Here is an 11,376-nt window from a genome sequence, read left to right as displayed (position 1 = left end):
GCGCGGCTCAGGTGCTGCGCGTGGCGACCATCCCGATGGTGATCAGGCCCAGGACGACCCAGCCGAACCACAGCCAGCCGTTGCTGCCGAGCGCCACCGTGTAGGCCGTCACCGCGACCAGGCCTCCGATGGTGAGCGCACCCATCGTCTTCGTGGAACTGTCCGTGGAACCGGGCATCGCGACACCCTCCTCGTGGTCCGTTCCCCCCATGGTGCCCCGGTTCCGCCGCCGCACGGCGCATACGGCGATATGCGCACCTTTTCCAGGCCGCAGCGGAAGGGGGAGGGGAGCCGGCCTCGTAGGAGGTGCCGGTCAGCCGCGTGCGTTGAGGGAGGCCAGGTAGGCGTTGTACGCCTCGAGCTCCTTGTCGCCGTCGCGGTCGGCGGCCCGGTCGGTGCGCCTGGCCTGCCGCTGGTCCGACGCGTACCACTGGGCCACCAGGGCGAGCAGCACCAGGACCGAGGGGACCTCGCTGAACGCCCAGGCGATGCCGCCCGCCGCGTTCTGGTCGGAGAGCGCGTCGATGCCCAGCGACGCGGACGGGTCGCGGAACGTCTCGACCATGGGGGAGGACGCCATCATCAGCGCGATGCCGAAGAACGCGTGGAACGGCATGCCCGCGAACAGCTCCAGCATCCGCATCAGGTAGCCGGGCCGGTGCGGGCCCGGGTCCACGCCCATGATCGGCCAGAAGAAGACCAGGCCGACGGCGAGGAAGTGCACCATCATCCCGACGTGCCCGACCTTGGAGCCCATCAGGAAGTCGAAGATCGGGGTGAAGTACAGCGCGTACAGGCTCGCGATGAACAGCGGGATGGTGAACACGGGGTGGGTGACGATCCGCATGTAGCGGCTGTGCAGCAGCATCAGCAGCAGCTCGCGCGGCCCCTTGCGCCCCCGGCCCGCCGTGGGCAGCGCCCGCAGCGCCAGGGTGATCGGGGCGCCCAGCAGCAGCAGGATCGGCGAGACCATGCTGATCACCATGTGCTGCACCATGTGCACGCTGAACATGACCATGCCGTAGTCGTTCAGCCTGGTGCACATCATCAGCGCGATGCTCAGCACACCGGTGACGAAGCCGACGGTCCGTCCCACCGGCCACTTGTCACCGCGCCGCGTCAGACGGACGACACCCCAGCCGTACAGCGCCAGGCCCAGCAGGCAGGCGATCAGGAAGAAGAGGTCCGGCGACCAGCCGAGCCCACGCCCCAGCGTGAACGGCGGCAGATCCGTCGTCATGCCGTGCCCGCTGTGATCCATCCGCCGGCTCCTGTTTCGTGGGGGTTGAGCGTGTTTGAACGCTGTCTGTCCGAAGGCAAGCGTAGAACCGCCCCCGGCGACCATCCTCACCGGGGGCGGCGAAGCGCCCCGAAGGGGCGCGGGGAACTGCGCGGTCGACCAGCCACGGCCCGCGGACCGCGACGGACCGGTGGGCCCGAGCTCTCGGCGGCACCGCTCAGAGCACGCACTCCGCCTCGTCGTACCGCGCGTCCGGGACCGTCTTCAGCGTCTCGACGGCGTCGGCCAGCGACACCATCGCGATGTCCGTCCCGCGCAGCGCGGTCATCATCCCGAACTCCCCGCGGTGCACGGCCTCCACCGCGTGCCACCCGAACCGGGTCGCCAGCACCCGGTCGTACGCCGTGGGCGTCCCGCCCCGCTGGACGTGTCCGAGGATCACCGGCCGGGCCTCCTTGCCGAGCCGGTGCTCCAGCTCGTCCGAGAGCTGGCGGGCGATCCCGGCGAAGCGCTCGTGGCCGTAGACGTCCTTGCCGCCCTCGTCGAAGTCCATGGTGCCGGCCTTCGGCTTGGCACCCTCCGCGGCCACCACTATGGCGAACCGCTTGCCCGCCGAGAACCGCTCGCCGACCTTGGCGGCCAGCTCGTCGATGTCGAAGGGCCGCTCCGGGACGACGACGGCGTGGGCGCCGGCCGCCATGCCCGAGTGCAGGGCGATCCATCCGGTGTGACGGCCCATGACCTCCACGATGAGCACCCGCTGGTGGGACTCGGCGGTGGTCTTCAGCCGGTCCAGGGCCTCGGTGGCGACGGTGACGGCCGTGTCGAAGCCGAAGGTGACGTCGGTGACCGCGATGTCGTTGTCGATGGTCTTCGGCACGCCCACGATCGGCAGGCCGTTGTCGGACAGCAGCCGGGCGGCCTTCAGTGTGCCCTCGCCGCCGATCGGGATGATCGCGTCGAGTCCGAGTTCCGCGACGTGGCCGCGGGCGCGCTCCACGCCGTCCCGCAGATGCTCGGGACGGACCCGGGAGGAGCCGAGGATGGTGCCGCCGCGGGCCAGGATGCCGCCGACCGCGTCGAGGTCGAGCTTGAGGTAGTCGCACTCCAGGAGGCCCTTCCAGCCGTCCCGGAAGCCGATGACCTCGTCGCCGTGGTCGACGACGGCGCGGTGCACGACGGACCGGATGACGGCGTTCAGGCCGGGGCAGTCACCGCCGGACGTGAGGACACCAATGCGCATAGCCCCAGTTACCTTCTCAACGTGGCACGGGTCCGGACCGCGCTGTCCGGTTCGATTCCCCGCCACCCTAGCGGTACCGGGGGGCGGGGCCGAACCGTGCGTCCGCCTACTGGACGTACCCGCTCACCTGTGCGGATGCATCATCAGACGGGCTGCCGCAGGGGCGTCAGGCGGGCTGCTGCGCCGCCGCGATGCGCTCGTTGCGCAGCGCCTCGTACCACCGGTCGTCGGTCGGCGGCAGCGCGTTCACGTCGAGGGCCAGCTTGAGCAGCAGGTCCGCGATCTGCGGGTTGCGGGCGAGCACGGGCCCGTGCATGTACGTGCCGAAGACCGTGTCGTTGTACGCGCCCTCCGTGCCGTCGCCCGTGCCGTTGCCGTTGCCGAAGCGCACCTGGGCGAGCGGACGCGCGGTGGAGCCGAGGTGGGTGACGCCCTGGTGGTTCTCGAACCCGGTCAGCGGGGGCAGGCCGAGGCGCGGGTCGATGTCGCCGAGGACGTCGCCGACGCACCGGGCTCCCTCGCCGCGGGTGGAGACCACGTCGAGCAGGCCGAGGCCCGCCTCGCGCTGGCCGAGGTCGTTGATGAACTCGTGGCCGAGGATCTGGTAGCCGGCGCAGACGGAGAAGACGATCGCGCCGTTCTCCACCGCCCGGTGCAGGCCCCCGTCCCGGCGCAGCCGCTCGGCCGCGAGCCGCTGCGGACGGTCCTCGCCGCCGCCGATCAGATAGATGTCGCCGGAGGTCGGGATCGGCTGGTCGCTGCGCACGTCGAGCCGGGCCACGTCGAGGCCGCGCTGCCGGGCCCGGCGCTCCACGACGAGGGCGTTGCCCTGGTCGCCGTACGTGCTGAGCAGGTCCGGGTAGATCCAGACGATCCGCAGTTGGTTGTCGCTCACGAAAATCCCCTGAAGTCTCGCGGTCAGTTGCCGACGCGGCGGCGCAGGTCCTGGAAGGCGGTGTAGTTCGCGATGACCTCGATCCGGCCGGGCGGGCACAGCTGCACCGCCTGGTCGAGGTTCTCGCACACCTGGAACTGCTGGTTAGCGACCTCCAGGCGCACCGCGAGGTCCAGCTTGCGGTCGCCGATCACGCAGATCGGGTGACCGGTCAGCCGGGTGTAGTCCACGTCCCACAGCCAGGAGGTGTCGGTGCCGTCGGCGCCGCGCGCGTTCACCGACAGGATCACCGGGGTCGGCGGCGGGTCGATCAGGGAGAAGGTCTCCAGCCAGCCCGCGGGGTTCTTGGCGAGCAGCAGACGCAGGTCGCGGCCCTGGAACTGGACCACGTCGTAGCGGCCGGCGACCGCCTGCACCTGGTACATCCGCTCCAGGGCGACCTGCGGCGGCACCCCGAAGACGGCGCAGACGGCGGCCGAGGAGGCGGCGTTCGCCTTGTTGGCGCGGCCCGGCAGCTGGAGGTGGATGGGCCAGGCGGAGCCGTGCGGGTCGAGGACGTGGTCGCCGGACAGCGCCCAGCTGGGCGTGGGCCGGCGGAAGCCGCACTCGCCGCAGAACCAGTCGTCGCCCGGACGCTGCATCACACCGCCGCAGGACGGGCAGGACCAGGCGTCGTCCTTCCACATCTGCCCGGCGGCGACCCAGATCACGTTGGGGGAGGAGGAGGCGGCCCACACCACCAGCGGGTCGTCGGCGTTCGCGACGATCACGGCCTTCGAACCGGCCAGGCCCTCGCGCCAGTTCTCCGCGAGCATCCGGGTCTCGGCGGCGCGGTCGAGCTGGTCGCGGGAGAGGTTGAGCAGCGCGATGCACTTGGGGTCGGTGGCCTGGGCGACGCCGACGAGGTACTTCTCGTCGACCTCGAGGACGCCGTACCGTGCGTCCGCGCCGCCGGCGAGCGCCGAGGTGATGCCGGCCGGCATGTTGGCGCCGAGCGCGTTGGACACGACCGGGCCGGCCGCCTTGAGCGCCTCGGCGATGAGCCGGGTGGTGGTGGTCTTGCCGTTGGTCGCCGAGACGAGGGTCACGTCCAGGTGCTGGGCGAGCCGGGCGAGGAGGTCGGGGTCGAGTTTCAGCGCGACCCGGCCGCCGATCACCGAACCGCTGCCTCGTCCGGCGGCGCGGGACGCCGCCGCGACCGCCTTGCCCGCGGTCACGGCGATCTTGGCCCGCGGCGTGAGCGGGTCCGAGTTGCCTGCCATCAGTTCTCGATCCTCCTTGCCGTACGCGCCGCGCCTGAAGCCTGGGAAGCCTGACGGCCACGTGGTGTGGACCTCAGCCTATCGAGATCCGTTCACACTCCCGAATCGCGGCACCGGCCACGCGGCCCCGACGGTGGGCGCGCGCCGCCGGGGAACACAGGGACCTTACTCTGAGCGTCATGCGACACGGCTCCATCCCGGGCGTCCACGGGCGCGTACGGCCCCTCAGTCTCCTCGGCGACCCCGTCCTGCACGCCCCGTGCGAGGAGGTGACGGACTTCGGTCCGGAACTCGCCGCGCTCGTGGAGGACTTGTTCGCCACGATGTACGCCGCGCACGGCGTCGGCCTGGCCGCGAACCAGATCGGTGAGCCGCTGCGCGTCTTCGTGTACGACTGCCCGGACGACGAGGACGTGCGCCATCTCGGTCACGTGGTGAACCCGCGGCTCGTCGAGGCGGACGGGGTGGTGGTGCGCGGCCCGGAGGGCTGTCTGTCGCTGCCCGGCCTGGAGGCGGGCACCGAGCGCCACGACCACGCGGTCGTCGAGGGCTTCACGGTGACCGGGGAGCCGGTCACCGTGCACGGGACTGGCTTCTTCGCCAGGTGCCTCCAGCACGAGTGCGACCACCTTCAGGGGCGGATCTACGCCGACCGGTTGTCGGGCCGGCGCCACCGGAAGCTGATGAGGCAGGTCGCGCGGGCGTCGTGGAGCCGCTGAACGCGCCCGCGGCGGCGTCGGGCCGGAGATCCCGCGGGTCAGAAGCCCGGGCCGCCCACCCTGTCCCCGGCCGCGGACAGCCGGCCCCAGAGCAGGTCCGCCAGACTCGTCACCAACTCCGCGCGGGAGCAGGGGCGTTCGCCGAGCCACCAGTCGCCGGCGGCGTGCATCATGCCGACGATGCCGTGCCCCCAGACCCGGGCCAGCCGCTCGCTGCCGGGGCCCATGTCGAGGCGCTCCTCGATGACCTTGCCCAGCTCCTCGCCCATGCGGCGCAGCAGGGGTGCCGAGTGCCTGCCCACGTCGAAGCCCTGCTCGGTCTGGTCGCCCGGTCCGGTGCTGCCCTCCGCCGGGTGCATCAGGAAGCGGTACACCTGAGGGGCCGCCTCGATGGCCGCCAGGTAGGTGTCCAGCGTGGCCTCGACGCGCTCGCGCCGGTCCGCCGGGGCGTCCAGGGCGGCCCGCAGCGAGGCGAGGAGGGCGTCCGTGTGCCGCTGGGCCAGGGCGGCGTACAGGCCGCCCTTGTCGCCGAAGTGCCGGTAGAGGATCGGCTTGGTGATGCCCGCCTCGGCGGCGATGGCGTTCATCGAGGCCTGCGGGCCGTCGCGCAGCACCACCCGGTCGGCGGCCTCCAGCAGCTCGCGCCGTCGGCGGTCGGCGGACCGCTGCTGCTCGGTCCGCTGCGTGGTGTCCATGTGCTCTCCCCACCCGTGCTGATTCGGTGACGCCTGCGCAAACTAACACCCGGCGGCCCGCGCCCATCGAACGGGAGGCCGGGGGTCCTCGGGAGTTGACTTTCACTACCCGTCGGTAACAGACTCGGGTTACCGCAAGTAACACGCAGGTGCGTCACTGGAGGGGACATGGCCGAGTTCACCATGGAGCTCAACGACGAACAGAAGGAGGTCCGGGACTGGCTGCACGGCTTCGCCGCCGACGTCATCCGCCCCGCGGCCGCCGAATGGGACGAGCGTGAGGAGACTCCCTGGCCGGTCATCCAGGAGGCCGCCAAGGTCGGCATCTACTCCCTCGACTTCTACGCCCAGCAGTACTTCGACTCCACCGGCCTCGGCATCCCGATGGCGATGGAGGAGCTCTTCTGGGGCGACGCCGGCATCGCGCTGTCCATCGTCGGCACCGGCCTCGCCGCCGTCGGCGTCCTCGCCAACGGCACCGAGGAGCAGATCGGCACCTGGATCCCCCAGATGTACGGCGACGCCAACGACGTCAAGGTCGCCGCCTTCTGCTCCTCCGAGCCCGACGCGGGCTCCGACGTGGCCTCCATGCGCACGCGCGCCGTGTACGACGAGGCCAAGGACGAGTGGGTGCTCGACGGCACCAAGACCTGGGCCACCAACGGCGGCATCGCCAACGTCCACGTGGTCGTCGCCGTCGTCGACCCGGAGCTGGGCTCCAAGGGTCACGCCTCCTTCATCGTGCCGCCGAACACCCCGGGGCTGTCCCAGGGGCAGAAGTTCAAGAAGCACGGCATCCGCGCCTCGCACACCGCCGAGGTCGTCCTCGACAACGTGCGTGTCCCCGGCTCCTGCCTGCTCGGCGGCAAGGAGAAGCTGGACGCGCGCCTGGCCCGCGCCCGCGAGAAGGCCAAGGCCGGCGGCGAGCGCGTGAAGAACGCGGCGATGGCCACCTTCGAGGCGTCCCGCCCGGCCGTCGGCGCCATGGCGGTCGGCACCGCCCGCGCCGCGTACGAGGTCGCCCTCGACTACGCGAGGACCCGCGAGCAGTTCGGCCGCCCGATCATCGACAACCAGGGCGTCGCCTTCCAGCTCGCCGACATGCGCACGTCGATCGACGCGGCCCGGCTGCTGGTGTGGCGGGCCTCCTGGATGGCGGTCAACGGCAAGCCGTTCACGGCCGCCGAGGGCTCGATGTCCAAGCTGTTCGCGAGTGAGACGGCGAAGAAGGTGACCGCCCAGGCGGTCCAGATCCTGGGCGGCAACGGCTACACCCGGGAGTACCCGGTGGAGCGGATGCACCGCGACGCGGCCATCTACACGATCTTCGAGGGCACCAGCGAGATCCAGCGGCTGGTGATCGCGCGGACCCTGGCGGGAATGCCGATCCGCTAGCGGCCCGGGGTCAGGTGGACCGGCCGCTGGAGTGGGCGATGCACGCCACGTCGATGCGGTCGGCCAGCTTGGCGAGTTCGATGGTGAGGGCCGCCACGGTGTCCTCGTCCAGACCCTCCTCGCCGGCCTCCACCAGCCGCAGCCACCGACCGCCCACCGTGCGCAGCAGCTTGCTCACGTCGGCCGCGGACACCTGCAGGGTGCCGCGGTCGTCGACGATCAGAGGCAGGGTCACTTCGCGGGTCACGAAAAGGGATCGTAGCCCCGGAACCCTCACGCCCCGTGCCATACGGTGGTGATGTTGCAGAACTCGCGGATTCCGTGCCCGGACAGCTCACGCCCGTAGCCCGACCGCTTCACCCCGCCGAAGGGGAACGCCGGGTGGGACGCCGTCATCCCGTTGACGTAGACCCCGCCCGCCTCCAGGTCCCGGACGAAGCGGTCCACGTCGGCGTCGTCGCGGGTCCACACGTTGGAACTGAGCCCGAAGTCCGTGTCGTTGGCGATCAGCACGGCCTCGTCCAGGTCGGCCGCCCGGTACACCGTGGCGACCGGGCCGAAGGCCTCCTCGCGGTGGATGCGCATCCCGCGGGTGATGTCGGCCAGCACGGTCGGCGGGTAGTACCAGCCGGGGCCTTCGGGGCGTTCGCCGCCGCACAGCACCCGCGCGCCGCCCCGTACCGCGTCCTCGACCAGCTCCACCACGTCGGTCACGCCCTGCTCGCTGGAGAGCGGCCCGACCTCGGTCTCCTCGTCCATCGGGTCGCCGACCCGCAGCGCCCTCATGCCCTCGGTGAAGCGCTCGACGAAGGCGTCGTACACGTCCGTGTGCACGATGAACCGCTTGGCGGCGATGCAGGACTGCCCGGCGTTCTGCGTGCGCGCGGTCACCGCGACCCGCGCGGCCCGGTCGATGTCGGCGGAAGGCATGACGACGAAGGGGTCGCTGCCGCCCAGCTCCAGCACCGTCTTCTTGATCATCTCCCCGGCGGTGGAGGCGACCGCGCGGCCGGCGGGCTCGCTGCCGGTGAGGGTGGCGGCCCGCACGCGCTCGTCGCGCAGGATGTCGTCGACCGCGGCGGAGCCGATCAGCAGGGTCTGGAAACAGCCCTCGGGGAAGCCCGCGCGGTGGAACAGGTCCTCCAGGTACAGGGCGGTCTGCGGGACGTTCGAGGCGTGCTTGAGCAGGCCGACGTTGCCCGCCATCAGCGCGGGCGCCGCGAAGCGGATCACCTGCCACAGCGGGAAGTTCCACGGCATCACCGCGAGCACCGGTCCGAGCGGCCGGTAGCGCACCAGGGCCCGGGAGGCGCCGGAGTCCTTGACGTCCGCCTCGGCGGGCTCCTCGTCGGCGAGCAGTTCCGCGGCGTGGTCGGCGTACCAGCGCATCGCCTTGGCGCACTTGGCGGCCTCCGCGCGGGCCTGCTTGACCGGCTTGCCCATCTCGGTGGTGATGACCTTGCCGATCTCGTCCTGCTCCGCCTCCAGGAGGTCGGCCGCCCGGTGCATGAGCCGGGCCCGCTCCTCGAACGGCGTGGTCCGGTACGTGCGGAAGGTGGCCTCCGCGAGCTGGAGCCGGCGCTCGATCTCCTCCTCGCCCATGGCCTCGTACGTCCTGAGCGTCTCGCCGTTCGCCGGGTTCACCGTCGCGATGGGCATAGCCGACCTCCCTGGGTGCGGACTCGTGCTTCGACCTTGGCGCGCGGCGGGGGGTGCCGCAACGCGGAGGGGCCGGTGGGCCCCGCGTCGCCTCTCTCAGTGCGAGTGCTCAGCCAGCCGGTCGAGAAACGCGGCCTGCGCCTTCACGATCACCTCGCGCGCCCGGTCCACCGTGAACCACGCCACCCGGTCCAGCTCGGGGAACTCCTCGATCCGGCCCGACCTCGGCGGCCACTCCATGCGGAAGGTGCCGGGGGTGATCGTCGCCGGGTCGAGGTCGGCCTCCACGGCCCAGGCCGTGACGACCTTCCCGCCGGACTGGCGGACCTCGCCGAGCGGTACCGCCTCGCCGTCGGGCGGCGGCAGCCCGAGTTCCTCCCGGAACTCGCGCCGGGCCGCCTCCCAGGCGGGCTCCGCCGGCTCGTACTCGCCCTTGGGGATCGTCCACGCCCCGGCGTCGCGTCGGGCGTGGAAGGGGCCGCCCATGTGGCCGAGCAGCACCTCGGTGCCCCCGGCGCCGGGACGGTGGAGCAGCAGGCCGGCGCTGCGCCTCACGGGGCCACCCCCGGGTGGGCGGCGAGGAGCGTGCCGACCGTGTCCGCGTCCTCCGGGCGCTTGTCGTCGCGGTAGCGCAGGACACGGGCGAAGCGGAGGGTGACGCCGGCCGGGTAGCGGGTGGAGCGCTGGAGGCCGTCGTAGGCGATCTCGACGACGAGTTCGGGGCGTACGGTCACGCCCCAGCCGTGCTCCTCGACGGCCAGCTCCCGAAGGCGTCCGGTCTGCCAGGTCAGCAGCGCGTCGGTGAGGCCCTTGAAGGTCTTGCCGAGCATCACGAACGAGCCGTCCGCGGCGCGGGCGCCCAGATGGAGGTTGGACAGCTTGCCGGTGCGGCGGCCGTGCCCCCACTCGGCGGCCAGGACGACCAGGTCGAGGGTGTGCACGGGCTTGACCTTCAGCCAGGACGCGCCGCGGCGGCCCGCGCTGTAGGGCGCGTCGAGCCCCTTGACCACGACACCCTCGTGGCCGCGCTCGAGCGTCTCGGCGAGGAACTTCTCGGCCGCGGGCGTGTCGTCGGGCCCCGCCACCAGGGTGCGGCGGACCCGCATCGGCTCGGGGACCAGCCGGGCCAGTTCCGCGTGCCGCTCGGTCAGCGGCAGGTCGAGCAGGTCGCGGCCGTCGACGGACAGCGCGTCGAAGAACACGACGGAGACGGGGACGGCCCGCGCGGCCGTGGTCACGTCCGTGCGGGAGCCGACGCGTCCGGCGGTCTCCTGGAAGGAGCGGGGGCGCCCGGCCTCGTCGAAGGAGATCACCTCGCCGTCCAGGACGAACCGCTCGCCGGGCAGCCCGAGCGCGGCCGCGGTGACCTCCGGGAGCCGGCCGGTGATGTCGTCCAGGGTGCGGGTGCAGACCCGTACGGTGGCGCCGTCCCGGTGCACCTGGACGCGGATGCCGTCCAGCTTCTCCTCGACGGCGCAGCCGCCCAGCTTGCCGACCGCCTCGGCGACCGAGGACGCGCTGTGGGCCAGCATCGGCAGCACCGGGCGGCCGACGGTGAGCCGGAACCGGGCCAGCGCCCCGGGTCCGTCGGCGAGCAGGGCCTCGGCCACGGCCTGCAACGAGCCCGCGAGCATCACCGCACGCCGGACGTCGGCCGCCGGCGCGCCGGTCGCCAGGGCCAGGCCCTCCACGGCGACGGCGTCCAGGGCGCCCTGGCGCACCTCACCGGTGAGCAGCCCGAGCAGGAAGCGCTGCTCGTCCTCGGTGGCCGCGCCCATCAGGCCGCCGACCAGCCGCGACCGCTCGGCCTGCGAACCGGCCCCGGAGACCGCGCCGAGTTCCGTCAGCCGGGCGTCCACGTCGCGCACGGTGAGGCCGGGTTCGGCGGCCGGGGCGACCCGCTCGCCCAGCACCTTCCAGCCGACGCCGATCCGGCCCTGGGGGAGACGCCCCGCCAGATACGGGATGACGATCGGTACGTCCTCCGCCTCCGCCTCCCGGAACAGCTCCGCGAGCAGGGCGGTCTTCCGGGACCGCGCCGACGTGGCCGCGACCTCCCGGGACACCTGGGCCAGCCGGGCAAGCAGCATGCAGTCATGGTGCACCGGAGAGGCGTGGCCCACACCCGCACGGGCGCACGGACCTGCCTGCCGCCCCGTCGTGGTCCCCTCCGGGCGCCCGGTCCCCTCCGGGCGCCCGGACCGCTCCGGGCCGGGACGCGTCCTCCGGTGCCCCCGTCCCGGGGGGGGGGCACCGACCCGCCGTACC

At 72.5% G+C, this 11,376-nt stretch carries 12 protein-coding genes; 2 read left to right on the top strand and 10 right to left on the bottom strand.

Annotation, left to right across the window (positions count from 1 at the left end; genetic code table 11):
• Window positions 1-7: 7 nt before the first annotated feature.
• The 5 genes from AC0VYN_RS22415 to AC0VYN_RS22395 all read right to left on the bottom strand — a co-directional run bounded on the left by AC0VYN_RS22415 (window position 8) and on the right by AC0VYN_RS22395 (window position 4,640).
• Window positions 8-178: a hypothetical protein gene (locus AC0VYN_RS22415; RefSeq protein ID WP_386921584.1), complete on the bottom strand. Its 171-nt coding sequence runs from the start codon at window positions 176-178 to the stop codon at window positions 8-10.
• A gap of 135 nt (window positions 179-313) precedes the next feature.
• Window positions 314-1,261, bottom strand: coding sequence for a cytochrome c oxidase assembly protein (locus AC0VYN_RS22410; protein WP_475532411.1), 948 nt, complete (start codon window positions 1,259-1,261; stop codon window positions 314-316).
• Window positions 1,262-1,457: 196 nt separating this feature from the next.
• Window positions 1,458-2,483 carry a 6-phosphofructokinase gene (locus AC0VYN_RS22405; protein ID WP_385466228.1) on the bottom strand — a complete coding sequence of 342 codons (1,026 nt, stop codon included), beginning with the start codon at window positions 2,481-2,483 and terminating at the stop codon, window positions 1,458-1,460.
• Window positions 2,484-2,649: 166 nt separating this feature from the next.
• Entirely contained in the window at window positions 2,650-3,378 is a 729-nt protein-coding gene (locus AC0VYN_RS22400) for a type 1 glutamine amidotransferase (RefSeq protein ID WP_475532410.1), read from the bottom strand.
• A 23-nt stretch (window positions 3,379-3,401) separates the two neighbouring features.
• Window positions 3,402-4,640 carry a MurT ligase domain-containing protein gene (locus AC0VYN_RS22395; RefSeq protein ID WP_385466234.1) on the bottom strand — a complete coding sequence of 413 codons (1,239 nt, stop codon included), beginning with the start codon at window positions 4,638-4,640 and terminating at the stop codon, window positions 3,402-3,404.
• A gap of 179 nt (window positions 4,641-4,819) precedes the next feature.
• Here AC0VYN_RS22395 and def point away from each other — a divergent pair, with 179 nt between their 5' ends.
• On the top strand, window positions 4,820-5,359 hold the full coding sequence (def, locus tag AC0VYN_RS22390; protein ID WP_385466237.1) for a peptide deformylase: 540 nt from the start codon (window positions 4,820-4,822) through the stop codon (window positions 5,357-5,359).
• A 38-nt stretch (window positions 5,360-5,397) separates the two neighbouring features.
• On the opposite strand, the gene AC0VYN_RS22385 is transcribed toward def, so the two are convergent.
• Window positions 5,398-6,054: a TetR/AcrR family transcriptional regulator gene (locus AC0VYN_RS22385; protein WP_475532409.1), complete on the bottom strand. Its 657-nt coding sequence runs from the start codon at window positions 6,052-6,054 to the stop codon at window positions 5,398-5,400.
• Between the two features lie 168 nt (window positions 6,055-6,222).
• Here AC0VYN_RS22385 and AC0VYN_RS22380 point away from each other — a divergent pair, with 168 nt between their 5' ends.
• Window positions 6,223-7,449, top strand: coding sequence for an acyl-CoA dehydrogenase family protein (locus AC0VYN_RS22380; protein ID WP_386921591.1), 1,227 nt, complete (start codon window positions 6,223-6,225; stop codon window positions 7,447-7,449).
• Between the two features lie 10 nt (window positions 7,450-7,459).
• Here AC0VYN_RS22380 and AC0VYN_RS22375 read toward each other — a convergent pair whose 3' ends face one another.
• The 4 genes from AC0VYN_RS22375 to AC0VYN_RS22360 form a co-directional block, all read right to left on the bottom strand.
• Window positions 7,460-7,696, bottom strand: coding sequence for a DUF6213 family protein (locus AC0VYN_RS22375; protein WP_385466246.1), 237 nt, complete (start codon window positions 7,694-7,696; stop codon window positions 7,460-7,462).
• Window positions 7,697-7,722: 26 nt separating this feature from the next.
• A complete protein-coding gene (locus AC0VYN_RS22370) occupies window positions 7,723-9,108 on the bottom strand; it encodes an NADP-dependent succinic semialdehyde dehydrogenase (RefSeq protein ID WP_475532408.1) in 1,386 nt (461 codons plus the stop codon).
• Between the two features lie 96 nt (window positions 9,109-9,204).
• Window positions 9,205-9,663, bottom strand: a complete 459-nt coding sequence (locus AC0VYN_RS22365) for an NUDIX hydrolase (protein ID WP_475532407.1) — start codon at window positions 9,661-9,663, stop codon at window positions 9,205-9,207.
• Window positions 9,660-11,198, bottom strand: coding sequence for an ATP-dependent DNA ligase (locus tag AC0VYN_RS22360; RefSeq protein WP_475532406.1), 1,539 nt, complete (start codon window positions 11,196-11,198; stop codon window positions 9,660-9,662). The genes AC0VYN_RS22365 and AC0VYN_RS22360 overlap by 4 nt, the downstream gene beginning before the upstream one ends.
• Between the last annotated feature and the right edge of the window lie 178 nt (window positions 11,199-11,376).

The sequence above is a fragment of the Streptomyces sp. 63XJN7_1_ISO-PGPR-S23-121 genome (assembly GCF_056173025.1).
The sequence above is the reverse complement of the archived record's forward strand: the minus strand, read 5'-3'. Positions and strand labels throughout refer to the sequence as shown.

What these genes read in the sequence shown, in the direction of transcription:
- AC0VYN_RS22410 (WP_475532411.1), bottom strand. Translation starts at nt 1,261, where the DNA reads ATGGATCACAGCGGGCACGGCATGACGACGGATCTGCCGCCGTTCACG.
- AC0VYN_RS22380 (WP_386921591.1), top strand. Translation starts at nt 6,223, where the DNA reads ATGGCCGAGTTCACCATGGAGCTCAACGACGAACAGAAGGAGGTCCGG.
- AC0VYN_RS22385 (WP_475532409.1), bottom strand. Translation starts at nt 6,054, where the DNA reads ATGGACACCACGCAGCGGACCGAGCAGCAGCGGTCCGCCGACCGCCGA.
- AC0VYN_RS22360 (WP_475532406.1), bottom strand. Translation starts at nt 11,198, where the DNA reads ATGCTGCTTGCCCGGCTGGCCCAGGTGTCCCGGGAGGTCGCGGCCACG.
- AC0VYN_RS22370 (WP_475532408.1), bottom strand. Translation starts at nt 9,108, where the DNA reads ATGCCCATCGCGACGGTGAACCCGGCGAACGGCGAGACGCTCAGGACG.
- AC0VYN_RS22415 (WP_386921584.1), bottom strand. Translation starts at nt 178, where the DNA reads ATGCCCGGTTCCACGGACAGTTCCACGAAGACGATGGGTGCGCTCACC.
- AC0VYN_RS22395 (WP_385466234.1), bottom strand. Translation starts at nt 4,640, where the DNA reads ATGGCAGGCAACTCGGACCCGCTCACGCCGCGGGCCAAGATCGCCGTG.
- def (WP_385466237.1), top strand. Translation starts at nt 4,820, where the DNA reads ATGCGACACGGCTCCATCCCGGGCGTCCACGGGCGCGTACGGCCCCTC.
- AC0VYN_RS22405 (WP_385466228.1), bottom strand. Translation starts at nt 2,483, where the DNA reads ATGCGCATTGGTGTCCTCACGTCCGGCGGTGACTGCCCCGGCCTGAAC.